The organism is Sagittula sp. (genome assembly GCF_052825245.1).
The window spans coordinates 39,323-62,809 of record NZ_JBRBWD010000058.1 but is presented as its reverse complement, the minus strand read 5'-3'; the positions used below and the strand labels follow the sequence as shown (position 1 = coordinate 62,809).

The following is a 23,487-nucleotide window of genomic DNA, read 5'->3' as shown; positions in this document are numbered from 1 at the left end:
CGGACATATGCACCGGACGCTATCCATCCCGGGTGAAGATTCCATTGAGAGCGCCCCGCAGCCCCTTGCCACGCCGCCGCCAAACCGCCAAAAACAAAGCATGAACACACACGCGTTCACCTTCCATGGCGCAGATCTGCACGCCCTCCCCTCCGGCGCCCTATACTGGCCGGACGAAGCGGTGCTGGTCGTCTCTGACCTGCATCTTGGCAAGGCCGCGCGGCTGGCAGCCACGGGCGGTGCCGCCCTTCCCCCCTACGAGACGCGCGATACGCTGGCGCGGCTGGACGACGTGCTGACCGTAACGCGGGCGCGCACCGTGATCTGCCTTGGCGACAGTTTCGATGCGCCGGGGCTGGACACCTGCCTGCCCGGCGAGGACCTCGATACACTGACGCGGATGAAGGCGGGGCGGCGCTGGATCTGGATCGAGGGCAACCATGATCCCGGCCCGCTGACCCTCGGAGGGGAGCATCACGCCGACCTCCAACTCGGACCGCTGACGTTCCGCCACATCGCCACCTCCGGCCCCGGCGAGGTGTCAGGCCACTATCACCCCAAGGCGCGGATCAATGCGCGGGGGCGCGGCTTTTCCATGCCCTGTTTCCTCTGCGATGCGGACCGGCTGATCCTGCCTGCGTTCGGCACCTATACCGGCGGGCTTTATACCGACAGCCCGGTGCTCTCGGCGCTGATGGGCCGCGACGCCTGCGCGATTCTCACCGGGACGCGGCCGGTGGCCATCCCCATGCCGCGCCGCCTGACCGGCACATGAACCGAAGGCCCGATCCCGCCATGACACTGACCGACCGCATCAAGGACAGCTTTGCCCGCCAGGGACTTCTCCGCACGCTGGGCGCGCGCGTGGTGTCGGTCGAGCCCGGTACCGTCACGCTTGCCCTGCCGCTGACGGAGGCGCTGACCCAGCAGCAGGGCTATGCCCATGGCGGCGTGGCCTTCTCGCTTGGCGACAGCGCCGCAGGCTATGCCGCCGTGTCCCTGCTCGAGCCGGAGTTCGACGTGGTGACGTCCGACATGACGATCCACTACCTCGCGCCGGGCCTGGGCGACACGCTGGAGGCGCGCGGCACGGTCATCCGGCCCGGGCGTCGGATGCTGGTCACGCAGGCCGACATCTACACGGTGGCCGAGGGCAAAGAGACGCACATCGCGCGCATGACCGGCACCATGGTCCGGGTGACGCCGCGCGCCTGACCGATCACACAGCCCTGCGCCGGGAACCTCACCCGCCACCCGCCCGTTTTGAGTGTGCGGACGGCAAACGAGGCAACGATGACGAGCTACAACACCAACACGAGCGGCAAGCAATGGTCCGGGCCGCGGGCCGTGCCATTGCTCGTGGATCGCCTTCATGACCTCGCGGACGAATGCGACGAGGTCACCATCGACATGCTGATGCGCCAGATCGGGACGCAGGGGCACGCGCCGCTCCTGATGATCGTGTCCCTGCTGATGGTCCTGCCCACCGGGCTTATCCCCGGGGTCGGCGGTGCACTTGGCGCGGTCGTCGCGGCCATCGGACTGCAGATGCTGCTGGGGCACGGCAGTTTCTGGCTGCCCGGTTTCCTCAGCCGCCGCGGCATGTCGGCCGAGCGGGTCCGCAATCTCGCCGACCGCATCCACCCCGCCTCCATGTGGCTCCGCCGGCACCTGCACCGGAGGATGGAGCCGCTGTCGAACGGGGCCCTGTCCCTCTCGATCATCGCCCTGCTGCTGATCGCCTGCGGCGCGTCGCTGTTCGTGATCGGCGCTATTCCCGTGGCGACCCCGCTTGTCGGCTTGCCGGTGGCCCTGTTCGGCATCGGCATCCTTGCCCGTGACGGCGCGGTCGTGGCCGCGGGTTACATCGTGACGGCGCTGGTGGCCGGGGTGATCGTCTGGCTGATGTGACACGGGCCGCGCGGCCGGGGATGACATGAAACGGGCCAGAGCAAGGCTCCGGCCCGGCATGTGATCAAACCGGATTGTGGCTGCGTCAGGCGGTCAGGCCTTCCGGCTCCGCAAGGTCGTTGGCACGGCAGCACGCCGTGACGGTGTTGGCCAGAAGGCAGGCAATCGTCATCGGTCCAACGCCGCCCGGAACCGGGGTGATGGCGCCCGCGACCTCGGCACAGCTGTCGAACTGGCAGTCCCCCACCAGACGGGTCTTGCCCTCGCCTTTTTCCGGCGCGTCGATCCGGTTGATGCCCACGTCGATCACCGTTGCGCCCGGCTTGATCCAGTCGCCGGGCACCATCTCGGGCCGTCCAACCGCCGCGACAACGATATCCGCCCGTCTCACCACCTCGGCCAGGTTCTTCGTCCGCGAATGCGCAATGGTCACCGTGCAGCTGTCGCCCAGCAGCAGTTGGGCCATGGGCTTGCCGACGATGTTCGACCGGCCGATCACCACCGCGTCCATCCCGGAGAGCGAGCCGTGGTGATCCCGCAGCATCATCAGGCACCCCAGCGGCGTACAAGGCACCATCGACTTCTGCCCGGTGCCCAGCAGACCGACGTTGGAGATGTGGAACCCGTCCACGTCCTTCGCCGGGGAGATCGCATTGATCACCAGATCCTCGTCGAGATGCTTCGGCAGGGGAAGCTGCACGAGGATGCCATGCACCTCGGGATCGTTGTTCAGCTTGTCGATCAGCGCCAGCAGGTCCGCCTCCTCGGTCGCGGCATCCAGCTTGTACTCGTAGGAGTTCATGCCGACCTCGACGGTCTGTTTGCCCTTCGAGCGCACGTAGACCTGGCTCGCCGGATCCTCGCCCACAAGGACCACGGCCAGACCGGGCGTGATGCCGTGATCGTCCTTCAGGCGGGTTACGTGCTCCGCCACCTTGCCCCGCACCGTCGCCGCGAAGGCCTTGCCGTCAATCAGAGTTGCCGTCATCCGTCCGTCCCTTCCTTGCCCAGAACACGCTCTTCGCGCGCGATGATCTCGTCGATCATGATCTTCCACATCCCCGCGACCATCGCGCCGGGCAGCCCCGCCGCCTCGGCCCGTCCCGAGACATTCTCCAGCACCGCCGCCACGCGGGAGGGTGCGGCCGCTGCAAGCCCCTCGCGGTGCTTCAGTTCTGCGGCCCGTTCCGTGTAGGACCACCGCTCCGCCAGGAGCGCCATCAAATCCGCATCGACCGCGTCGATACAGGCGCGCATCTCGGCCACGGTCTCTATCTCTGCCGCTGTCTTCCGCATTCCTGCCTCCACATCCTGTCCGCCCATTCCGATGCCACAGCCCTACCCGCCCCGCCCGGCGTTTTCCATGCCGGGTGCGGGCGGCGGGACGGCGGGCGGGGCGAATTCGAAGAAGAGCGCCGTCCCGCCGTTTCCGATCGGATCAGAACCGGCTCAGAAAAGACCCTCGATCAGCCCGTCCGCGTTCAGCCGGATCGACTGTGCGGCAGGTACGCGCGGCAGGCCGGGCATGGTCATGATCTCGCCACAGACCACCACGACAAAGCCCGCCCCCGCCGACAGCCGCACTTCCCGCACCGGGATGTCAAAGCCGGTCGGCGCGCCGCGCTGGCCCGGATCGGTCGAGAACGAGTATTGCGTCTTCGCCATGCAGACCGGCAGGTGACCGTAGCCCTGGTCTTCCCACTCCTTCAGTTGGCCGCGGATCTTCGTATCCATCACCACGCCATCCGCGCGGTAGATCTCCTTGCAGACCGTCTCGATCTTCTCGGCCAGCGGCAGGGCGTCGCCATAAAGCGGCGCGTATTTGGCCGACCCGCCCTCGCAGAGCTCGACCACCTTCCTGGCGGTCTCCTCGATGCCGGCACCGCCCTCGGCCCAGTGTTTGTTGAGGATCGCGTCCACGCCCAGCGACGCGCAGTAGTCGACGACCGCCTGCACCTCGGCATCGGTGTCGGTGACGAAGTGGTTGATCCCCACCACCGCCGGCACGCCGAACTTCTTCATGTTCTCGATATGACGGCCGAGATTCGGGCACCCGTCCTTCACCGCCTGCACGTTCTCGGTGCCAAGGTCCGCCTTGGCGACGCCACCATTCATCTTCATCGCGCGCACCGTGGCGACGATCACAACCGCGTCGGGGCGCAGCCCGGCCTTGCGGCACTTGATGTCCATGAACTTCTCGGCGCCCAGGTCCGCGCCGAACCCAGCTTCGGTCACCACGTAATCCGCCAGCTTCAGCGCCGTCGTCGTGGCGATAACGGAGTTGCAGCCATGCGCGATGTTGGCGAACGGGCCGCCATGCACGAAGGCCGGGTTGTTCTCCAGCGTCTGGACGAGGTTCGGTTGCATGGCGTCCTTCAGCAGGACCGTCATTGCACCTTCGGCCTTGATGTCGCGGCAGAAGACCGGCGACCTGTCACGCCGATACGCCACGATCATGTCACCCAGCCGCTTTTCCAGGTCCTTCAGGTTCTTGGCAAGGCAAAGAATCGCCATGACCTCGGACGCCACGGTGATGTCGAAACCGTCCTCGCGCGGGAACCCGTTGGCCACACCGCCGAGGGAAGAGGTGATCTGGCGCAGCGAGCGGTCGTTCATGTCCACCACCCGGCGCCATGTCACCCGGCGCTGGTCGATCTCGGCCTCGTTGCCCCAGTAGATGTGGTTGTCGATCATCGCCGACAGCAGCGAATGCGCCGAGGTGATCGCATGGAAGTCGCCGGTGAAGTGGAGGTTCATCTCCTCCATCGGCACGACCTGCGCGTATCCGCCCCCGGCCGCGCCGCCCTTCATCCCGAAGTTCGGCCCGAGCGAGGCTTCGCGGATGCAGATCATCGCCTTCTTGCCGATGCGGTTCAGGCCGTCGCCCAGACCCACGGTGGTGGTGGTCTTGCCTTCGCCCGCAGGGGTCGGATTGATCGCCGTCACAAGGATCAGCTTGCCATCGGGCCGCGACTGGACGGAATCGATGAAAGCCTGACCGATCTTCGCCTTGTCGTGGCCGTAGGGCAGCAGGTGTTCGTTCGGAATACCAAGGACGTCGCCGATCTCCTGTATCGGTTTCTTCCGGGCTTCACGGGCGATTTCGATGTCCGACTTGTGGGCCATGTTGCTTGTTATCCCTGCTGGCAGTTCCTGAATTGCCCGGATTGTTAGCGGTCCGCAGACCGTCCGTCCCGGTGAATCCGACATTTCGGCGCGATGATGCGGCGCACCGGACACTGTGCCGCGCCCGGGACGAAACCTGGAACGCGGGCCCGCGCGACAGGCACCGGATGCCGTGCGGAGTGTTGCCGTTCACCCGATCCGGGGAAAGGCATACCTTCGGCGCATCCTTGCGCCTGAGGAGATCAACGGCGTGGCGCCACGAACCGGCAGCATCGCCACGTCAGGCCTCCCCCCGCCATGCGCGCTGATCCGGGACGTGCAGCACCAGCTTGTCCCCCACCGCCACGCGCCCCTCGCGCGCGACAAAGGCCGTGACCCCGCGGCGCCCGTCGGACGCCTTCCGGAACCCCTTCGCCGCGTCTCCAATCTCCTGCATGAGGCTGCGGGCCGGTTGCTGGCAGGGACGGTTCTCCATGTCCACAACCATGGTCGCGCCAGAGGTCGCCTGCAACCGGGAGGATGGCGGCACGAAGGTGAAGTCGGGAATGCCGCGGATCACCATGCTGGCGCCAAGCCGTGCCGGGTTCACGGTCTCGACGCCCATCGCCGCCGCGATCTGGTCAAGCTCCTCGGCGCTGACGATGCTCAGCTGTCGCTCGTTCAGGATCTGCGTGCCGCGCGGGTATTGCGAGGTGACCCGTGAACAGGATTCCCGCGTCTGTCCGCCGTGCACCGATCCGGCCATGCCGGCAAAGGTCAGGTCCACCGCCTCGACGGGCTCCGCCATCAGCGCCTTGCGGTCCATGCTCGTGACGATACCCAGCCAGATGACCTCGGCTGTCCATTTCGTCGGTTTCAAAGCCGGCATCGTGCCCTCCGCCTGTTCGTTGCGCGTGCAGGTAAAGCGCGTGCGGCGGGATGCGCAAGGGCACAAACCGGAGGCAGGCCGGAGCGCGGATTGCTGGCCGTTCATACGCGGACGGTGAAGAACAGCCTTTGGAAAGGGAAGAGGACGCTGCCGTCCTCAGACGCGGGATAGGCGCCCGCCATGGCGGCATCGCAGGCGGCGATCAGGGCGGCCCGCCTTTCGGGATCAAGCGACCGAAGCAGCGGCCGGGCAAAGGTCGCCTCCGTGAAGCGGCGCACCGGGTGGCCGTCATCCGAGGGCGCCAGCACCTGGAAATAGGTCGTTTCCCACAACTGGACCTCCCCCAACGGCGCCAGAATGTGATGATAGGCAGCGGGTTCGAGGATGCCGGGCACGTCGTCCGGTTCGACGCCGAACAGTTGGTGGGCGAGGTGGAGCCACGTCCGGTGCGACGGCGCATCGTTCTGGTGGGGCATCTGCACCGCCAGCACCCCGCCCGGCGTGAGCGTCGCCGCGAGCCGGGGCAACAGAACTTCGTGATCGCCCAGCCATTGCAGGGCGGCGTTGGAAAAGATCAGCGCCGGCGGCGTCTCGGGCTGCCACGTCGCGATGTCCGCCTGCACGAGGTCGTCGTAGCGTCCGCGCGCATCGGCCAGCATCTCGGCCGAGGCATCCACGCCGACCAGTTGCCGGTCCTTGCCAAGCGTCGCCCTCAACGCCTCCGATACGGCCCCCGCACCGCATCCGAGGTCCACGACGGGCCCCTCGGGCAGCGACGGCAAGGAGCGCAGCAAGTCAAGCGCGGGCCGCAAACGAAGACCCCGGAATCTGCCATAGATCCCGGGGTCCCAAATCATGCCATCGGCACCGTTCATGCAGAGGGCTCTGGTTCCAGTCCGCCCTCTTCGCCGTTCTTCTTCGGCCGGGTCTTGGGAATGGCGGTGAGGCTCGGCTTCTTCTCCTCAACCGCGGCGCCGGAACCACCTTCGCCGTCTTCGGACTGCGGCGGTTCGCCCCGGATGACGCGCTCGATCTCCTCGCCGGTCAGGGTCTCGTATTCCAGAAGACCCTTGGCCAGCCGTTCCCAGTCGTCGCGACGGTCCGTCAGGATCTGGTAGGCGCGGTCATAGGCCTCGGAGATGAAGCGGCGCACCTCTTCCTCGATCATGCGCTTAGTCTCTGCCGACACCGACAGGCCCGCGGTGTTGCCGGAGTAACCCTCGGCGGCCTCGCGGTAGTCGATGTTGCCGACCTTGTCGGACATGCCCCACTGCAGGACCATCGCCCGGGCCAGCGCAGAGGCCTGCTGGATGTCGCCAGCCGGTCCGTTCGAGACGTTCGGTTCGCCGTACTTGATGATCTCGGCGGCCTTGCCCGCCATGGTCATCGCCATCTTCTCCTCGCACTCCGACTTGTGCCAGTTGAGACGGTCGATTTCCGGCAGCGAAACGACCATGCCCAGTGCGCCGCCGCGCGGGATGATCGTGGCCTTGTAGACCGGATCGCACTGCGGCAACGACAGGCCGACGATGGCGTGACCGGCCTCGTGGTAGGCGGTTTTTTCCTTCTGGTCGTCGGTCAGCACCATGGAGCGGCGCTCCGCCCCCATCATGACCTTGTCCTTGGCGTTCTCGAAATCGATCATGGTGACGAAACGCCTGCCCACACGCGCGGCCATCAGCGCCGCCTCGTTCACGAGGTTTGCCAGATCGGCACCAGAGAAGCCCGGCGTGCCGCGCGCGATGATGCGCAGGTCGACGTCCGGCCCCAGCGGGGTCTTCTTCGCATGCACGCCGAGGATCTTCTCGCGGCCCTTGATGTCCGGGTTCGGCACAGTGACCTGACGGTCGAAACGGCCGGGACGCAGCAGCGCCGGGTCCAGCACGTCGCGGCGGTTGGTGGCGGCGATGATGATTACACCCTCGTTCGCCTCGAAACCGTCCATCTCGACAAGAAGCTGGTTCAGCGTCTGTTCGCGTTCGTCGTTGCCACCGCCGTAGCCCTGGCCACGGGCGCGGCCCACGGCGTCGATCTCGTCGATGAACACGATGCAGGGCGCGTTCTTCTTCGCCTGTTCGAACATGTCGCGGACACGGCTTGCGCCCACACCCACGAACATCTCGACGAAGTCGGAGCCGGAGATGGTGAAGAACGGGACACCCGCCTCGCCCGCAATGGCGCGGGCCAGCAGCGTCTTACCGGTGCCCGGAGGGCCCACAAGCAGCGCACCTTTGGGGATCTTGCCGCCGAGGCGGGAGAACTTCTGCGGGTTGCGCAGGAACTCGACGATCTCCTCGAGCTCTTCCTTGGCCTCGTCGATGCCCGCTACGTCGTCGAAGGTCACGCGGCCATGCTTTTCGGTCAGCAGCTTGGCCTTGGACTTGCCAAAGCCCATGGCGCCACCTTTGCCGCCGCCCTGCATGCGGTTCATGAAGTAGATCCACACGCCGATCAGCAGAAGGAAGGGCAGAAGGTTCAGCAGGAAAACCTGAAAGCCGGACGACTCCTGGCTCTTCGCGGAAATCGGGATGTTGTTGTCCAGAAGGAGGTTTGTCACCTCCGCGTCCTCGGGCTTGATCGTGACGTAATCCTGCCCGTCGTTCGTGCTGTAACGCACCTGCTCGCCATCGATTGTGGCGGAGGACACGTTCTGGCTTTCGACCGCCTTGACGAAGTCCGAATACCCGGTCTCACGGCTTTGCAGGGTCGGATTGTTGCCCGAGAAAAGATTGAAAAGCGCGAGGATCAGCAGGAACAAGACGACCCAGAAGGCGATGTTGCGAGCGTTGCCCAAGAGGGGACTCCTTTGCAGACGGAACCGGGCGCCCGAGCGGCAGGCGCCGTTTCAGCTTAACATAGAGATATGTGGCCCGGGTTCAATGCGTCATGAGGAACGCGGCGAAGGTCAGCCCCTGCTTTCCGAACGGCCGGTAGAGGATGTCGCGCGTGCCCTGCGCCACGCTGATGCGGGCCCCGCCCGCGTCATTCGCCACCATCGGCAGGGACCGCGCTGCGCGGTAGGTCAATCCGTCACGCTCCTCCGCGCTCAACGATTGCCATCCCGCGTCCCCGAGGGGCACCAGACCCGCTGCCCCCGTCTGCCGCCGCGCCTCCGGCGACAACATCCAGCGCCCGTCCCACAACCCCGCGTCGTCGTCTGCCAGCCCCTCGAGCGCCGCGTATTCCCGGAAGACCCGGATGTGCGTGCGTTCGGCCACTATCTCGCACCCGCCCAGCGTGCCTCCGCCACCGGAGAGCACCCGGTCCAGGACCTCTTCCAGCCGCGCGGCACGTGGGCGCCGGACCGTGCCCGAGACGAAGCCGATCCCGCCGGCTAGCAGCCGCAGCTGCACTTCGCGCGGCAGCCCTGCAAAACCGTCCCGTTCCAGCAGCAGGTCGCCGGTCGGCACACCGCGATGGTGCCCCTCCTGACCGATCCGATCCCACGCCGCCGCTGTCTGAACACGCAGCGAGTCCCGCGCGCGGGCCATACGCTCTGCCGTCGCGGCCAGCATCGGGACGTCCAGCCCAAGGTCCGCCAGACCGGGCAGCGCCGCCCGGATGCGCGCACGGGCATATGCCGGATCTTCGTTCGTCGGATCATCCACGAAGGGCACCTTCAGGACGCGCACGTGATGCCGCAGTTCTGCCCGCCGCATCGACAGGCAGGGCCGGACGATCTCGAAGGTCCCGTCCTCGCCCGGCCCATCGGCACGCCTGTCCCCTGTGCTCGATACCGCTCCGTCAGGATGAACACAGCTCTCCTGCGAGGGCGCCTCCCCGATCATCGGCGCGAATGCATTCGCCGCCAGAGGCGGCTGATCGACCACCCGGCGGGCCTGTATCGCAGACAGCCCGTCGACCCCGGACCCGCGCGCCAGCCGCATCAAGAAGGTCTCGGCCACGTCGTCCTGCGTATGCGCCACCAGCACATGCCGCAGATGGCCGCGCCACCCGGCGATCAGCCGAAGGCGCGCCTCGCGAGCCGCCTCCATGGCGTTGCCCCTTCCGTCCCAGGACCATTGCAGCGTCGCATGCGGCCAGCCCAGCAGGGCACATTCGGCTGCGACCATCTCTGCCTCTGCCGCCGCCTCCGTGCGGAAACCGTGGTTGATCGTGACCACCCACAGGCGCACGCCGAACACGCGCGCCCAGCCATGCGCCAGAGCCAGCATGGCCATGGAGTCCCCGCCTCCCGACACCGCCAGACCAATCTCGGATGGAAAAGAGGGCCCCAGCAGGGCCCCCATCTCTTCCGCGAAACGCTGGTCAAGGCTCACCGGCAGCCCCTTCATCTTGGCAAAAATACCTGCTCTTCAGGCCACCTAACCCCGGATCAGTCAGGCCGGGCACAAGGCCCGGACGTGTCTCATTCCACCGGACAGCCGAGCGCGATGCGGCTGTCCGCCGCCGAATTGATGACCTCGGAGCCGGGATAGCGGTTGCCCACTTCGGCGAGCGTCACGCAGGCCTCGGAGACTGAGCCCAGCTTGCCCAGCGTCTCTCCCAGCCGCCACAGGGCCTGGGGTGCGATCTGATCGTCGGGGAAACGGGAATAGGCGTCGAGGTAACGCCGGGCGGCCTCGCGGGTGTCACCCTGCGCTTCCAGCGCCTGCCCCTCGCCCACCAGCGCCGCGGATTCCAGCGGGCTGCCCGGGTAGGTCTGGCGGAAGTTGGCATACAGGTCGGAGGCGCGGGCATTGTCGCCTCCATCGAGCGCTTCCTGCGCGGCGCGGAAATCGGCTTCCTCGCTGACGGCAAGTTCGCCGTCGAACGGCAGATCGTCGGTACCCGCCGCAACCGGAGCGTCGGCAGCCGGGGCGGTCTCACCGCCAAACGACGTGCCTTGGCCCACCGAGGACAGGTCGCAGCCGGGTTCCAGCTCACACACCCGGAACTGCAGGTCGCTGATCCGGTTGCCGCCGTCCTCGGCGACCTGGCCGATGCGGAACTCCAGCTCCTCGGCCTTGGCCGTCACGCGCTGCAATTCGGACTCGATGGTGTTCAGCCGTTGCAACACGTCGCCCGACACCTGCACCGTGGAGCTGCCCGTTGTGGACAGCTCACGCTTCAGCTTCTGCACCTCGACCGACAGGACAGCGAGGTCCTGCTTCACATCGGCAAGCGTTTCCGCCTGCACCGGCGCGGCGGCGATGACCGCCGCAACCATGATCCACCCCCAGCGCATCGGCTCAGCCCATCAGCGATCCGGCGGCGATGACAGTCACCGCGCGGCGGTTCTTGGCATAGCACGCCTCTTCGGAGCAGATCTCGATCGGACGCTCCTTGCCATAGCTGACGAACTTCAGGCGGTTCTGCGACACGCCCCTCGACACGAGGTATTCCATCACCGCATTAGCGCGGCGTGCACCCAGCGCGAGGTTGTATTCGCGGGTGCCCTGCTCGTCCGCATGACCTTCGATCACCGCCATGTAATCGGCGTTGGTCATCAGCCACTGCGCCTGGCCGTCCAGCACCGTGCGCGCCTCCGGCGAGAGGCTCGACTGGTCGACGGCGAACAGCACTCGGTCGCCGACGCGCTGGTTGAAATACGCCATGGAGGTCGGGTCATCGACGCTGCCCGGGATGACCCCGCTCGATACGCCGCCACCGTTGCGCGAGGCGTCGTTTGCACCCGCGCCATTGGCGCCGAAGCGGTTGGGGTTGGCACATGCGGCGAGGCCGAGGGCCGCCACCAGCATAATCGCCATGGGAAGTTTGCTCATCACTGTCATCCTGCTCTGTCTTGCGCCTGTGCGCATATGTTGTTTGTGGCAGGCTACCACACACAACGGGTCTTGGGAATCACGTTAACTTGGTCACTGGAGCGGGCCCCAGCTCGGATCCGAGGCGCCCGCCGGGGTACGGACCCGCCGCAGGTTCCGCCCGGAGATGTCCACGGAATAGAGCGCCGACGCACCCTCTGCGCCCTGCGTCTCACGCGTGAACATGATCACGCGGCCGTTGGGCGCCCATGTCGGGCCCTCGTCGAGGAAGGAGGCGGTCAGCAGACGCTCTTCGGAGCCGTCGGTGTTCATCACGCCGATGTGGAACCGGCCCTTGTTCTGCTTGGTAAAGGCGATGCGGTCGCCGCGGGGAGACCAGACCGGCGTGCCGTAACGGCCTTCGCCGAAGGAGATCCGCGTCCCTTCGCCGCCACCCGCGGGCATCACGTAAAGCTGCTGGGTGCCGGAACGGTCCGATTCGAACACGATCCGCGAGCCGTCAGGAGAGAACGAGGGCGCCGTCTCGATCGCCGGGGTGGAGGTCAGGCGCCGCGTCGCGCCCGAGGCCACGTCCATCGCCCAGATGTCGGTGTTCGACCCTTGCGTCATCGAGTAGACCACCATCCGCCCGTCCGGCGAGAAACGCGGCGCAAAGCTCATGACGCCTTCGTTGGTCTGCAGGATGCGGCTCTGGACCGCGCCCACGTCGAGGATGTGGATGCGCGGGAAGCCGGTGACGTAGGAGGTATACAGCACCTGGTTCCCGGTCGGCGAGAAGCGCGGCGCCAGCACGATGGAGCTGCTGTCCGTCAGGTACTGCACGTTGGCACCGTCGTAATCCATGATCGCGAGCCGCTTCTGACGCTGGTCCTTCGGCCCGGTCTCGGACACGAAGACGACGCGGCTGTCGAAATAGGGGCTTTCGCCGGTCAGGCGCGAGTAGACCTGGTCGGCGACCTTGTGGGCCAGCCGGCGCCAGCCATCGGCGGAAGAGGCGAACTGCATCCCCTCGCCCAGCTCGCGCTCGGCAAAGACGTCCCATGCGCGGAACTTGACGACCACGCGGCCGGAACCGTCGGTGCTGACCGCGCCGGTCACCAGCGCCTGCGCGTTGATCGCCTTCCAGTCGGCGAACTGCACCGGCGCCGCGAAAGTCGACACGCGCGAGATATGCGCATCGCGCGGGATCTCACGGAAGAGGCCGGTGCCCACGAGGTCCTCCGCGATGACGCGGCTCAGCTGGTCGGCGTATTCCTGGGCGGCGGGGGTCTCGGCCACGAAAGACGGAACCGCGATGGGCATCGGTTCGACGATGCCGCGGTCGATCTCCAGCCGGAGAGGGTCCTGCGCCGCGGCCGGGAGAACCCCGTGGAAAACCGCAAACGTCATCATGAGGCACGCCAATGCCACTCGTTTCATGGAAACCCTCCTCGGGATCTGCCCACAATCTGCCGCACGGGTCTGACGCCCGCGTGCACATAACATACAGCGCAATTCATGCACGCAAAACACCCCTTGACGGCGGTTTCAGCGGGTAATCGCCGACACAACCGCGTGTGGGGCGCGTGACAGCCCCGAGGACGCTTGCGACGGGCGCCCCGCGGACAGGTGCGCCCACCACGGGATCAGCGCAGGCGCATGTCCTCGGGATTGAAGGTGATCTCGACCCGCTTCCACTGGTCGTACTTATCCGGCGGCAGTTCGTAGCCGTCGCCCTGGCAGCGCAGGATGGCACGGCGGGCGGCGCCGAAGGCTGTGTCCACCGCCGCGCCCGATCCGCCCTCGGCGCCGATCATCGTCACGTTGCCCGCGACCCGGCCCTCCCGGTCGAGGTCGAAGCCGACGGTGACCTTCACGTCCGCCGCCTGGCTGCCCACGTCGACGATCCAGCATGCCTGCACCGCGATGCGCAGACCTTCACGCTCCGCCCCGGTCAGGGGCGGGCCGCTCGGGGCGTCGGGTGCGCCGCCGCCACTCAGTTCCTCGGCAATGGCCTCCGCCAGTGCGTCGGCGACCGGATCGCTTGCGGGGGCGCTTTCGGTTTCGGGTTCCGAGGCGGGCGGTTGCTGTGCCGGCGTCTCGGGCGCCGGTTCGGGGTTCGAGGCCACCTGTTCGGGACGTCCGCGCGGCCGCATCGACGACGAGGGTGCCAGCGGCTGGCCGGAGGGTTCTTCGGCCTCGGTCACGATTTCGGTCGTGGTTTCCGGCGGGGCGGTCGACTCCTGCGTCTCTTCGGCAATGTCCGGGCTTTCGGCGTCGGGGTCGGCGGCGGTCTGCGTGTCCTCGGCGGTCACGGCCTCCGGATCGGGCGGCGCGATGGGTTCATCGGCCACGCGCGGTGCGGGGCGCGGCTGCGGGCGGCGCGAACTGTCAGGGGCCAGCACCTGCGGCACGGGCGCCGGCGACGGCGGCAAGGGCAGCGGATCGGGTTCCGGCGTGGGCGTAGGCAGCGGTTCCGGCTCGGGCACCGGCTGCGGCGCCGGTTCTGGTTCCGGAACGGGCGCGGGTTCCGGCTCCGGTTCCGGGGCAGGCTCAGGCTCCGGCGCGGGCTGGGGTTCCGGCTCCGGTTCCGGTACGGGTTCCGGTTCTGGGGCGGGTTCCGGTTCCGGCGCAGGCTGGGGCTCCGGTTCCGGCGCAGGCTCCGGCGCGGGTGTGGGCTCCAACGCCTCGCTCTCCGACGAAGTCGGCGTCGACAGCGCGGCGAACTCCTCTTCGGAGATAACGGTCACATCGGCGATCTGCATCTCCGGCGGCGGCGCGTCGAAGAGGTCGCCCAGCAACAGCCACGCGAAGAGGAAGGCGTGCCCTCCGGCAGATATGTAAAGAGACCGCGACACCGGCGCCTGACCTCAGTCCTGTCCGTCGAGCCCCGGACCACCCACGTCCGTGACCAGCCCGATGGACGAGAAGCCACCGGCGTTGAGCGCACCCATGATCTGGGCCACGCTTTCATAGGGGACGGTTCCGTCGGCGCGCAGGTAGACGCGGTCATCAGACCGTTCCGCCGCAATGGCGCGCAGTCGGTTCACGAGATCGTCCCGCGGCACTTCGGTCGCCTGGATCAGCACCGTGCCGTCAGAGGCGAGCGTCACCGTCAGCGGTTCCTCGGTGTCCTGCGGCAGCGCCTGGGCGGCGGTCTTGGGCAGTTCCACCGGCACGCCGACCGTCAGGAGCGGCGCCGCGACCATGAAGATGATGAGCAGCACGAGCATGACGTCGACGAAGGGCGTGACGTTGATCTCTGCCATGGGCGCGGACTTGCGGCGCCCGCGTCTCCGCCGCTTGCCGCCACCGCCCCCGGATTTCATGACACCTGCGCCCATGGATCAGGAATCCAGCTGGCGCGAGAGGATGGTGGAGAATTCGTCCGCGAAGGCTTCGTAGTTGCCGACGATGCGGTCCGCGTCCGCCGAGAACTTGTTGTAGAAGATGACCGCCGGGATGGCCGCCAGAAGGCCGAGGCCGGTGGCCAGCAGCGCCTCGGCGATGCCCGGCGCGACCACGACGAGCGAGGTGTTCTGCGTCTCGGCGATCTGGACGAAGGCGTGCATGATCCCGAAGACCGTACCGAACAGGCCGATGAACGGCGAGGTGGAGCCGACCGTTGCCAGCACAGGCAGCCCGCGCTGCAGCTCGTCCGCCTCCTTCTGGATGGCCACGTCCATGGAGCGGTCGATCCGGCTTTGCGCGTTGGCGATGAGCGCGCCGTCCTCGCGGTGCGAGCGGCGCCATTCGATCATGCCGGCGGCAAACACGCGTTCGGACCGGCCCTTGGGTTCCGGCCCCAACTGGTCGAACAGCTCGTCCAGCGGTTCTCCGGACCAGAACATGCGGTCGAACCTGGAGGCCTCGCGGCGGGCGGACCGATAGCTGACGAACTTCTCGATGATGATTGCCCACGACCAGATAGACGCGGCGATCAGCATGATCATCACGAGCTTCACGGTCAGCGTCGCGCGTGCGAACAATGCCCAGAACGAGAAGTCTATGCCCTGCGCGAGGGCAAGAGTGTCTGCTTCCATGAACCTGCTCTTTCGTTGTCGGCCCTGTTGGGGCTCTGATTTGCCACACATGTAACGGAAATACAGGCCATTGACCACGGGTTTGGCGATTCTGCGCCGCGGCACGGCGCGCATGCGCGAATCCCTGCCACCGCTCACGGAAAATCGCGTTTACGCGGTCTCCCTGTTCGGATTACTGGCGTAACGAGGCATATTTTGCCACGGGAGGAAGCGATGAGGGAAACCAGCCACGCCGCAATACAGGGGCAAGGTCAGGACACGCGCTATTTGCGCGCCGTTCTGGGAAATGTCGCCGAAGTCTACGAGACCCACCTCGGGCGGCATGACGCGGAACTTTTCATGGCCGAGTCCGCCTATACCCTCGCGGCGGAGCTTGGCGCCAATGCCATCCGGAAAGCCCGACCCGGCCGCCCCACCATGGCGCATGTGGCGCGCGAGGTGGACACCGCCATCGCCTGGCTCGACGAGGACGTCACGATCGCCGAGGCGTCGGACCAGCAGATGACGCTGCTGTCGCCCGGACCTTCGGGGGCGCGGTCTCGCTTCATGATGAACCTCTACCTCTTCGGCCACATCGCCGCCGATGCGCTGGGATACGTGCGCGTCGTGCTGCACGAAAGCGCCCCCGGCAGCAACGAGCCGTGGAAGATCGTCATCCACACCAGCCGCACCGGCGGCGGGGCCGAGTTCCGCTCCCGCTACCGGCTGCCGGACTAGCCATGTCAACCGGCGGACGGGGCGCGCGTCAGTGCACCTTGAGCCGCAGCGCCGCGGGCAGGCGCACCGGGTGACCGTCCGATGTCACGCAGACCGCCGTCACCTCTGCCCGGAAGACGGGGACTTCGCCGCGCAGCACCTCCTGCGCCATCACGAGCCGGACGCCGGTGATGCTCCGCACGAAGGTGCGCACCTCCAGCCGGTCGTCGAACTTGGCGGTGGCGAGGTAGTCGGCCTCGATCCGGCGGACCACGAAGACGATGCCGTCCTTCTCGCGCATGGCGTTCTGGTCGAGCCCCTGCTCGCGCACCCAGTCGGACCGGGCCCGTTCGATATACTTGAGGTAGTTGGCGTGATAGACGATCCCCGCCATGTCGGTGTCTTCGTAGTAGACCCGGATGGGATAGATGTGCATGGCCCCGTCCCCTTGCTGCCGTCCGGTCGAAGGGGTAGCCGCTGACCCCGCATCGCGCAAGATCACCGCTTTCGCCGCCCCACGGCCGAACGGCTGTGAAATGCGGGCGGGCGCTTGGCCACCCAGTCCAGGAAACGCTGCATGTCCGGATGGGCGCGCAGCTTGCCCACGGTCGAGAGGTCGCGCGCCAGTTCCGCCTCGGTGAACCGGGCGTGGATCTCCGAGTGACAGATCTGGTGGAGCAGCACCGTCGGCCCGCCCTTGCCGCCTTTCAGCTTCGGGACCAGGTGGTGAAGGCTCTGCTTTGCCTCCGACGGGATCGGACGCAGGCAGAGCGGACAGATCGGATCGGCCATGGCGGCTCCTTTCACCGGGACCATCTGGCCGGAAGGGTGCCGGGATCAAGCGTGCAAGCCCCCTGTCGCGCCCCGCACGCCGCGGGTAAGGAGAGGTCATGACAACCCTGCCCCCTTCCCCGGACCGCTTCGCGCTGGTCATCGGCGGCGGCCCCGCGGGCCTGATGGCCGCCGATGCGCTGCTGTCCGCCGGTGTGCCGGTGACGCTGGCGGAGGCCAAACCCTCTGCCGCGCGCAAGTTCCTGATGGCGGGCAAATCCGGGCTGAACCTGACGAAGATGGAGCCGTTCGAAACGTTCCTGAAAGCCTACGGCGACCGCGCGCCGCTGCTGGAACCGATGCTGACGGCCTTCGGCCCTGAGGAGGTGCGCAGCTGGGCCGAGGGGCTGGGCCAGCCGTGCTTCACCGGCTCCACCGGGCGGCTCTTTCCGAAGGCCATGAAGGCCTCGCCGCTGCTCCGGGCGTGGCTGGCGAGGCTCGACGGCATGGGGCTGGTCCGCCACACCCGCTGGCGCTGGACGGGCTGGGAGGACGGCGCACCCTGCTTCGACACGCCCGACGGCCCGCACACGCTGCGCCCCGCAGCCACGGTTCTCGCCCTCGGCGGCGCAAGCTGGGCGCGGCTCGGCTCGGACGGTGCATGGGCCGACATCCTGCGGGCCGAGGGCATGGACATCGCCCCCTTCGCCCCGTCGAACGCAGGACTTCAGATCGACTGGTCGAACCACATGGACCGCCACTTCGGCGCGCCGCTGAAGAACGTCACTTTCCGCGCTGGCCCGCTGGAAAACCGGGGCGAGGCCGTCATCTCCCGCCGAGGGCTGGAAGGCGGCGGCCTCTACCCGCTGACCCCGGCGCTGCGGGACGGGCACCCGCTGACCATCGACCTGCTGCCGGACGTGACCGCCGAGGCGCTGACGCAACGGCTGTCCCGCCCGCGCGGCAAGCAGAGTCTGTCGAATGCCCTGCGCAAGGCGCTTCGCCTGCCGCCCGCCGCCCTCGGATTGCTGATGGAAATGGCGCGCCCCCTGCCGGACGACCCGCAGGCACTGGCGTCGCTGGCAAAGGCGCTTCCGATCCGCCACACCGGGCTGCGCCCCATGGACGAGGCAATCTCCACCGCCGGCGGCATGCCGTTCGACGCGCTCGACGCCGGGCTGATGATACGAAAAATCCCCGGCACGTTCTGTGCCGGGGAGATGCTGGACTGGGAGGCGCCGACCGGCGGCTACCTTCTGACCGCCTGCCTGGCCACCGGCCTCTGGGCCGGGCGCCACGCAGCGGCCTATGTCAAAGGGTGATCAGACCGCGACCTTGCGGCTTTCCTCAAGGTAGATCTCCCGCAGGCGCGTGGCTTTCGGACCGGGCCGGCCATCGCCCAGCGGAACACCGTCGATCTCCACCACCGGCATCACGAAGGCCGACGCCGAGGTGATGAACGCCTCGTCCGCCTTCTGCGCCTCCTCGATGGTGAAGTTGCGCTCCTCGACCTGCATCTGCGCCTCTGCCGCAAAGCGCAGCACCGCCGCGCGGGTGATCCCGTGCAGGATGTCGTTGCTCAGCGCGCGGGTCACGATGGTGTTGCCCTTGATGTAATAGGCGTTGTTCGACGTGCCCTCGGTCACGTAGCCGTCCATCACCATCCAGGCGTCGTCCGCCCCGGCCTTCTTCGCCATCATCTTGCCCATGGACGGGTAGAGCAGCTGCACCGTCTTGATGTCGCGGCGGCCCCAGCGCTGATCCTCGATCGAGATGATCTTCATTCCCTTCTTCGCCGCCGGGCTGTCCGCAAGTCCCGGCTTGTTCTGGGTGAACAGAACGATGGTCGGCTCCGTCGTCTCCGGATCGGGGAAGACGAAGTCCCGGTCGCCCGGCGCGCCGCGGGTGATCTGGAGGTACACCAGCCCCTCCTCGATCCCGTTCATCTCCACCAGCTCGCGGTGGATTTCCAGGAGCTGCTCCTTCGTCACCGGAGAGCGCATGTCCAGCTCGTTCAGCGACCGTTCAAGCCGCACCGCGTGGCCGTCGAAATCGATCAGCTTGCCGTCGAGCACGGAGGTCACCTCGTAGACGCCGTCGGCCATCAGGAAGGCCCGGTCGAAGATGGAGACCTTGGCTTCGGTCTCCGGCAGGAACTCTCCGTTCACGTAGACGTTGCGGGTCATGGGTCAGTCCTCCGGCATCAGGTGCAGCGCCGCGTATTGCAGCAGGATCACGGTTTTCGCATCCCGGATGGTGCCATCTTCGACCATGGTCAAGGCCTCCTTCAGGGGGATATCCATTATTTCGATTTCCTCACCCTCATCCCGCAGCCCGCCCAGGCGCGCCTGCGCATCGGCGGCGCCATAGGTGGCGGTGAAGAAATGCAGCCGCTCCGTCACCGATCCCGGCGACATGTAGAGCGAGAAAAGAAAACGGGGCGCGTCGAGCGCCAGTCCCAGCTCCTCCTGCGCCTCGGCACGGATGCGGTCCTCCGGCGCGTCGTCGTCCAGCAGCCCGGCGGCCGCCTCCACGAGAAAGGGATCGTCGCCGTTAGAGGCGGCCGGCCAGCGGAACTGCCGACCCAGCAGGACGTGGCCGCGCTCGGGATCGAAGGGCAGGATGCAGGCGCCGTCCCCACGGTCGTAAGCCTCGCGCCACTGCTCCTGCACGGTGCCGTCGCTCATCTTCAGCCGCAACCGGGACGTCGTGAGCCGCGCCCAGTTGTCCGACAGGAGGCGCGTCTCCAGCACCTCCCACCTCATGTCCCGGAGGGGGCCGGTCATGACCGCACCTTTCCGGGCCCATGTGCCGCGCCGGGACACAGCGTGCAAAGCCGGCCCCGAACAGCCCGCCCGTTCCCCGCACGCCCCACGTCAGCCCCAGAGGGCCGCATCGGACGGGTGCACACCGGCCTCATCGTAGGTCAGCGGCGGATCGCGGTCCTCGGCCAGCAGCAGCGGCCCGTCGAGGTCGACCACATCCGCCCCCTGCGCCAGCAGCACGGCAGGCGCCATCGCCAGGGACGATCCGACCATGCAACCGACCATGATCCCGTAGCCCCCGGCCAGCGCCGCGTCCCGCAGCGCCAGCGCCTCGGTCAGCCCGCCGGTCTTGTCGAGCTTGATGTTGACCACGTCGTACTTGCCCTTCAGCGCCGGCAGCGACGCCCTGTCATGGCAGCTCTCGTCGGCACATAGCGGCACGGGGCGCTCCAGCCCGATCAGCGCCTCGTCCTGACCGGCCGGCAGGGGCTGCTCCACCAGCGCCACACCAAGACGCACCAGGTGCGGCGCAAGGTCCGAATACACCTCCGCGCTCCAGCCCTCGTTGGCGTCGACGATGATCCGGGCCCCCGGCGCACCGCGCCGCACGGCCTCGAGCCGCGGCATGTCGTCGGGCGTGCCCAGCTTGATCTTCAGAAGCGGCCGGTGTGCGTGCTTGCGGGCCGAGGCCTCCATCTTCTCCGGCGCATCCAGCGACAGCGTGTAGGCGGTGATCTCGGGCCGCGGCGCCGAAAGTCCGGCCAGTTCCCAGGCCCGCCTGCCCGCCTGCTTCGCCTCAAGGTCCCACAGGGCACAGTCCACCGCGTTCCGCGCCGCCCCGGCCTCCAGCGCCTCCTGAAGGTCGGCCCGCGAAATACCCTCCGGCAGACCGGCGATCTGCGCAGCCACGCTGTCCAGCGTCTCGTCGTAGCGGGCGTAGGGCACACATTCGCCCCACCCGGTGATCCCGTCCCGGCTGACCGAAACCGTCAGCACCTGCGCTTCCGTCCGCGATCCGCGGCTGATGGTAAAGGCTTCCGCAAGGCGGAAGACGTCGCGCCTGACTTCGATCATGGGCACTCCCCCCGTTTCTTCGCTTTGAAAATACTCGTCTCCGCCCGGGACACCGGCACGGCGCCGGGACGGAAGACCTTGAAGGGACGGTGGGTGGGGCGATTTCCGAAGGAAGAGCGTCCGGCCGCAGGCCGGCCCACCCGCCGTCCGAGGGTCAGACCGCCGCCAGGGCCTGCGCCAGGCGGTCGGCGCCGTGGCGGAACGGGTCCACCGTGGGCAGGCCCAGGCGCGCCTCGGTCTCCTCGCAGTAGCGCGCGGCCTCCTCTTCGCCCATGTGCTGGGTGTTGATCGACACGCCCACCACCTTGCAGTCCGGGTTGGCCACGTGCGCCATCGACAGCGCCGCGTCACGCACCTGTTCCAGCGTCGGCAGCGCATAGCCCGGCAGGCCGCGCATATGCGTGCGGGTCGGCTCGTGGCAGAGGATCAGCGCGTCGGGCTGGCCGCCGTGGATCAGCGCCAGCGTCACCCCCGAGAAGGAGACGTGGAACAGGCTGCCCTGCCCCTCGATCACGTCCCAGTGGTCCTCGTCGTTGTCCGGCGTCAGCCATTCGATCGAGCCTGCCATGAAGTCGGCGATCACCGCGTCCAGCGGCACGCCGCCGCCGGTGATCAGGATGCCGGTCTGGCCGGTGGCGCGGAAGGTGCTCTTCATGCCCGCCTCGCGCATCGACTTGTCCAGCGCCAGCGCGGTGTACATCTTGCCGACCGAACAGTCGGTGCCCACGGCCAGCACGCGCTTGCCCTTGCGCTTCGTGCCGTCGGCGATCGGGTACTCCACCACCGGTACGCGCACGTCGTGCAGGGTGCGGCCGGTCGCCTCGGCCACCGCCTTCAGGTCGGCCTCGTTGCGCAGCAGGTTGTGCAAGCCGGAGGCGAGGTCAAAGCCCTCTTCCAGCGCCTGCACCAGCACCTTCTTCCACGCGGCCGAAATCTTGCCGCCCCGGTTCGCCACGCCGATCACCAGCGTCTTCGCGCCCGCGGCCTTTGCCTCTTCCAGCGTCATGTCCGGCAGTTTCATGTCGGCCTTGCAGCCTTCCATGCGGAACTGTCCGACACAGTTCTCCGGCCGCCAGTCGCGAATCCCCTGGGCCACCTTGGCAGCCAGCGGGTCCGGCGCGTCGCCGAGGAAGAGAAGATAGGGCGTTTGAATCATGATAGTCTCCGCAAATCGGTCTTGCGGGGATCATGATCGCAATCCGCCGCAACAGGCTTGCGATTACATGGGTCAAACCGGGTTTCTGGCAAGAATCAGCGAAAAAACCGGCAGTTTGGCGAAGAATCTCGCAACGGGCGAACGTCTGCATACCGCGGCACACGCATTTTGCTTGCGCAGCATACGGTAATTTAATAACCCGTCACGCGAAACTCACGCAATTTCCTTACCCAACCGAAGGAGCCCTCCCCCATGTCGTTCCGACTTCAGCCGATTGCGCCCGCCGTTCCGAATCGCTGCCAGCTTTTCGGGCCGGGGTCGCGCGAGTCGCTGTTCGAGAAGATGGCGGCCTCTGCTGCGGACGTCATAAACATCGACCTTGAAGATTCCGTTGCCCCCGGGGACAAGGACAAGGCCCGCGCGCAGACCATCGCCGCCACGCACGACATCGACTGGGGCAAGAAGACCCTCTCGGTGCGGATCAACGGGCTCGATACGCCGTTCTGGTACCGCGATGTCGTCGACCTGCTGGAGCAGGGCTCGGAGCGGATCGACCGCATCATGATCCCCAAGGCTGGCTGTGCCTCCGACATCTACGCTGTCGACGCGCTCGTCACCTCCATCGAGCGGGCCAAGGGCCGCACGAAGCCCATCCGCTTCGAATGCATCATCGAGACCGCCGCCGGCATCGCCCATGTCGAAGAGATCGCCGCCGCCTCTCCGCGCCTCGAAGCCATGAGCCTCGGCGCGGCAGATTTTGCGGCCTCCATGGGCATGGCCACTACAGGTATCGGTGGCACGCAGGAAAACTACTACATGCACCGCGAGGGGCAGAAATACTGGTCGGACCCCTGGCACTGGGCGCAGGCCGCCATCGTCGCCGCCTGCCGGACCCATGGCGTGCTGCCGGTGGACGGGCCGTTCGGCGACTTCTCGGACGACGAGGGCTTCCGCGCGCAGGCGCTGCGGTCGGCCACGCTGGGCATGGTGGGCAAGTGGGCCATCCACCCCAAGCAGATCGCGCTGGCCAACGAGGTCTTCACCCCCACCGACGCCGCGGTGGAGGACGCCCGCGCCATCCTGACGGCCATGCAGGAGGCCACCGCGCGCGGCGAAGGCGCCACGACCTACAAGGGCAAGCTGATCGACATCGCCTCGATGAAACAGGCGGAGGTCATCGTGAAACAGGCCGACCTGATCGCCAGCATGTGACAGGCCAGCGGCGGGGGATGCCGCATCGGCTGAACATCGTCGGAACGGACAGAACGGGGCGTCAACCACGCCCCGTTAACCGTTTCTTATGGTGAGTCCCGGCCGTTTCGACCCCCTGAACCGGCCGGTTGTTAACCATCGATCGGTGCCCTTCCGGCGT

General features: G+C 67.3%; 25 protein-coding genes. 6 read left to right on the top strand and 19 right to left on the bottom strand.

What is annotated here, in order from left to right; translation table 11 throughout:
- The first annotated feature begins 100 nt into the window (after positions 1-100).
- From pdeM to ACU0DV_RS23605, 3 genes are all read left to right on the top strand, one after another.
- Positions 101-775: a ligase-associated DNA damage response endonuclease PdeM gene (pdeM, locus tag ACU0DV_RS23615; RefSeq protein WP_100929246.1), complete on the top strand. Its 675-nt coding sequence runs from the start codon at positions 101-103 to the stop codon at positions 773-775.
- A gap of 20 nt (positions 776-795) precedes the next feature.
- Entirely contained in the window at positions 796-1,215 is a 420-nt protein-coding gene (locus ACU0DV_RS23610) for a PaaI family thioesterase (protein WP_446242771.1), read from the top strand.
- Between the two features lie 78 nt (positions 1,216-1,293).
- Positions 1,294-1,911, top strand: a complete 618-nt coding sequence (locus ACU0DV_RS23605) for an exopolysaccharide biosynthesis protein (protein ID WP_370313392.1) — start codon at positions 1,294-1,296, stop codon at positions 1,909-1,911.
- An 85-nt stretch (positions 1,912-1,996) separates the two neighbouring features.
- On the opposite strand, the gene folD is transcribed toward ACU0DV_RS23605, so the two are convergent.
- From folD to tolQ, 13 genes are all read right to left on the bottom strand, one after another.
- Complete coding sequence (gene folD, locus ACU0DV_RS23600; protein WP_283981199.1) at positions 1,997-2,899, bottom strand: bifunctional methylenetetrahydrofolate dehydrogenase/methenyltetrahydrofolate cyclohydrolase FolD; 903 nt, start codon at positions 2,897-2,899, stop codon at positions 1,997-1,999.
- Complete coding sequence (locus ACU0DV_RS23595) at positions 2,896-3,207, bottom strand: chorismate mutase (protein WP_446242770.1); 312 nt, start codon at positions 3,205-3,207, stop codon at positions 2,896-2,898. The genes folD and ACU0DV_RS23595 overlap by 4 nt, the downstream gene beginning before the upstream one ends.
- Positions 3,208-3,360: 153 nt before the next feature.
- Positions 3,361-5,037 carry a formate--tetrahydrofolate ligase gene (locus tag ACU0DV_RS23590; protein WP_446242769.1) on the bottom strand — a complete coding sequence of 559 codons (1,677 nt, stop codon included), beginning with the start codon at positions 5,035-5,037 and terminating at the stop codon, positions 3,361-3,363.
- Between the two features lie 280 nt (positions 5,038-5,317).
- Positions 5,318-5,905 (bottom strand): MOSC domain-containing protein, encoded by a 588-nt coding sequence (locus ACU0DV_RS23585; protein ID WP_100929241.1) that lies wholly within the window; start codon positions 5,903-5,905, stop codon positions 5,318-5,320.
- Between the two features lie 101 nt (positions 5,906-6,006).
- A complete protein-coding gene (locus ACU0DV_RS23580; RefSeq protein WP_308213888.1) occupies positions 6,007-6,660 on the bottom strand; it encodes a methyltransferase domain-containing protein in 654 nt (217 codons plus the stop codon).
- 116 nt (positions 6,661-6,776) lie between these two features.
- Positions 6,777-8,699: an ATP-dependent zinc metalloprotease FtsH gene (gene ftsH / locus ACU0DV_RS23575; RefSeq protein ID WP_100929239.1), complete on the bottom strand. Its 1,923-nt coding sequence runs from the start codon at positions 8,697-8,699 to the stop codon at positions 6,777-6,779.
- A gap of 82 nt (positions 8,700-8,781) precedes the next feature.
- Positions 8,782-10,155: a tRNA lysidine(34) synthetase TilS gene (gene tilS, locus ACU0DV_RS23570; RefSeq protein WP_446242811.1), complete on the bottom strand. Its 1,374-nt coding sequence runs from the start codon at positions 10,153-10,155 to the stop codon at positions 8,782-8,784.
- A gap of 119 nt (positions 10,156-10,274) precedes the next feature.
- The gene (locus ACU0DV_RS23565; RefSeq protein ID WP_446242768.1) at positions 10,275-11,075 is read right to left on the bottom strand and encodes a tetratricopeptide repeat protein; all 801 of its coding nucleotides are present in this window, start codon (positions 11,073-11,075) and stop codon (positions 10,275-10,277) included.
- 22 nt (positions 11,076-11,097) lie between these two features.
- A complete protein-coding gene (pal, locus tag ACU0DV_RS23560; protein WP_100929237.1) occupies positions 11,098-11,631 on the bottom strand; it encodes a peptidoglycan-associated lipoprotein Pal in 534 nt (177 codons plus the stop codon).
- Positions 11,632-11,724: 93 nt separating this feature from the next.
- Positions 11,725-13,023 (bottom strand): Tol-Pal system beta propeller repeat protein TolB, encoded by a 1,299-nt coding sequence (tolB, locus tag ACU0DV_RS23555; RefSeq protein WP_283983530.1) that lies wholly within the window; start codon positions 13,021-13,023, stop codon positions 11,725-11,727.
- A 233-nt stretch (positions 13,024-13,256) separates the two neighbouring features.
- Complete coding sequence (locus ACU0DV_RS23550) at positions 13,257-14,468, bottom strand: cell envelope biogenesis protein TolA (RefSeq protein WP_446242767.1); 1,212 nt, start codon at positions 14,466-14,468, stop codon at positions 13,257-13,259.
- A 12-nt stretch (positions 14,469-14,480) separates the two neighbouring features.
- The gene (gene tolR / locus ACU0DV_RS23545) at positions 14,481-14,954 is read right to left on the bottom strand and encodes a protein TolR (RefSeq protein ID WP_005855218.1); all 474 of its coding nucleotides are present in this window, start codon (positions 14,952-14,954) and stop codon (positions 14,481-14,483) included.
- A gap of 3 nt (positions 14,955-14,957) precedes the next feature.
- Positions 14,958-15,653 (bottom strand): protein TolQ, encoded by a 696-nt coding sequence (tolQ, locus tag ACU0DV_RS23540; protein ID WP_100929234.1) that lies wholly within the window; start codon positions 15,651-15,653, stop codon positions 14,958-14,960.
- Positions 15,654-15,866: 213 nt separating this feature from the next.
- On the opposite strand from tolQ, the gene ACU0DV_RS23535 reads away from it, so the two are divergent.
- Entirely contained in the window at positions 15,867-16,370 is a 504-nt protein-coding gene (locus ACU0DV_RS23535) for a hypothetical protein (RefSeq protein ID WP_446242766.1), read from the top strand.
- Between the two features lie 28 nt (positions 16,371-16,398).
- On the opposite strand, the gene ybgC is transcribed toward ACU0DV_RS23535, so the two are convergent.
- Positions 16,399-16,785 carry a tol-pal system-associated acyl-CoA thioesterase gene (gene ybgC, locus ACU0DV_RS23530; protein ID WP_100929232.1) on the bottom strand — a complete coding sequence of 129 codons (387 nt, stop codon included), beginning with the start codon at positions 16,783-16,785 and terminating at the stop codon, positions 16,399-16,401.
- Between the two features lie 62 nt (positions 16,786-16,847).
- The gene (locus ACU0DV_RS23525; RefSeq protein ID WP_446242765.1) at positions 16,848-17,141 is read right to left on the bottom strand and encodes an HNH endonuclease; all 294 of its coding nucleotides are present in this window, start codon (positions 17,139-17,141) and stop codon (positions 16,848-16,850) included.
- A gap of 98 nt (positions 17,142-17,239) precedes the next feature.
- Here ACU0DV_RS23525 and ACU0DV_RS23520 point away from each other — a divergent pair, with 98 nt between their 5' ends.
- Positions 17,240-18,442, top strand: coding sequence for a TIGR03862 family flavoprotein (locus ACU0DV_RS23520; RefSeq protein WP_446242764.1), 1,203 nt, complete (start codon positions 17,240-17,242; stop codon positions 18,440-18,442).
- On the opposite strand, the gene ACU0DV_RS23515 is transcribed toward ACU0DV_RS23520, so the two are convergent.
- The 4 genes from ACU0DV_RS23515 to dgcN form a co-directional block, all read right to left on the bottom strand.
- On the bottom strand, positions 18,443-19,306 hold the full coding sequence (locus tag ACU0DV_RS23515) for a D-amino-acid transaminase (RefSeq protein ID WP_446242763.1): 864 nt from the start codon (positions 19,304-19,306) through the stop codon (positions 18,443-18,445).
- Between the two features lie 3 nt (positions 19,307-19,309).
- Complete coding sequence (locus ACU0DV_RS23510) at positions 19,310-19,906, bottom strand: NUDIX domain-containing protein (RefSeq protein WP_446242762.1); 597 nt, start codon at positions 19,904-19,906, stop codon at positions 19,310-19,312.
- Positions 19,907-19,996: 90 nt separating this feature from the next.
- Positions 19,997-20,959: an N-acetyl-D-Glu racemase DgcA gene (dgcA, locus tag ACU0DV_RS23505; RefSeq protein WP_446242761.1), complete on the bottom strand. Its 963-nt coding sequence runs from the start codon at positions 20,957-20,959 to the stop codon at positions 19,997-19,999.
- Between the two features lie 154 nt (positions 20,960-21,113).
- Complete coding sequence (gene dgcN, locus ACU0DV_RS23500; RefSeq protein ID WP_100929226.1) at positions 21,114-22,115, bottom strand: N-acetyltransferase DgcN; 1,002 nt, start codon at positions 22,113-22,115, stop codon at positions 21,114-21,116.
- Between the two features lie 252 nt (positions 22,116-22,367).
- Between dgcN and ACU0DV_RS23495 the strand changes: the two genes are divergently transcribed.
- Positions 22,368-23,327: an L-malyl-CoA/beta-methylmalyl-CoA lyase gene (locus tag ACU0DV_RS23495; protein WP_100929225.1), complete on the top strand. Its 960-nt coding sequence runs from the start codon at positions 22,368-22,370 to the stop codon at positions 23,325-23,327.
- The last annotated feature ends 160 nt before the right edge of the window (positions 23,328-23,487 follow it).